Source organism: Candidatus Darwinibacter acetoxidans (genome assembly GCF_041936445.1).
In the GTDB taxonomy this organism is placed as follows: domain Bacteria; phylum Bacillota; class Limnochordia; order Darwinibacteriales; family Darwinibacteriaceae; genus DTU010.
This window is the reverse complement of the sequence record NZ_JBHGXH010000274.1, coordinates 1-1,046: the sequence shown is the minus strand read 5'-3', so window position 1 is coordinate 1,046 and position 1,046 is coordinate 1. Positions and strand designations below refer to the sequence as shown.

The window sequence follows — 1,046 nt, the reverse complement described above, 5'->3', positions numbered from 1 at the left end:
GCCCACCCGTTCATGAGAGTAAGCAGCTGGTCTTCTGTGTTATTTGCGTCAGAGAGGATCGCAAACTCCTCGAAATCACGACCTGCGGCCTCTCCAAAGAGATCCACGAGCGTGTTCTCGAAATCGCCCCGTTCGATGTTCCGCCGGAGAGCACGGTCAGAAATCCCGGTCAGAGCCCGGAGTTCAACCGCCCGGAGCACCTGGGTACCGAAGACCGGTGTTACGGACGTTTCGGTGCCAACCGTATTGTCAACGCCCCCGCTCAGGCTATTCGCTGGCGGATTAGGTGCAACCGCCTGGGTGATCACCCTGCCGACGAAGCCGACCCGATCGATATCGGTAATCTGGCTTTCCATGCGGATAAACCGCGCTTCAGGCAGGATTTTCGTACGAACCTGCATCGACCGCACGAAACGGTCGAACTTCTGCGGAACCAGAATTCCTGCGCCGAGCGTGTCAACGCCCACATTCTTGAGTGCAGAATCGAGTTTCTGCAACAGTTCATCGTTTGAATACGTCATGTTTACTCACCCCCGACGCACGCGCCCGAAGGAGTCGCGCCTGGACTTCTCGCTGACATCCGGCGGCTGTACGCCGTCCTGGCCCTGAATGGACCTGCTGAAAGCATTCGCCTTGGAAACGCGCTGCTCTAATGCCTCAATTCTCTCCATAAGCGCCTTCTTAAACGCCTCTTCTTCTTCAGCTGCTTTCTTGGCTTCCTCGGCAGCAGCCTTCTCTGCGGCCTCCTTTTCCTCGGCAGCCTTCTTCGCAGCCTCTTCCTCTTCCTTGGCCTTTGCCGCCTTCATGGAGTCAATCTCAGCCTGCATGGCTTCGATCTTCTCTTTCAGCGCCTCAATGACCTTGTTATCCTCAGTTCCCATGTTTACATCCTCTTCTCCATCATCGCTCTTGCCAGAACGCTCGTTCTCGGCAATGCTCATAATTTCAGTTAGTGCTTCGATAGCCGCCTTGATTTTGGCGTAGTTCTTGTCAGAGATGGCCCTACCTGCTTTCCGGGCTTGGAAAGCCTCGGCAATGCGGGAAAG

The 1,046-nt window shown here is 55.6% G+C and carries 2 protein-coding genes; both read right to left on the bottom strand.

Annotated elements, in window-relative coordinates; all coding sequences use genetic code 11:
* Nucleotides 1-521: hypothetical protein (locus tag ACE4YL_RS10570; RefSeq protein ID WP_461369624.1), on the bottom strand; the 521-nt coding region annotated here is incomplete at its 3' end.
* Between the two features lie 6 nt (nt 522-527).
* The coding region (locus ACE4YL_RS10565) for a hypothetical protein (protein ID WP_461369623.1) at nt 528-1,046 on the bottom strand (519 nt) is incomplete at its 5' end.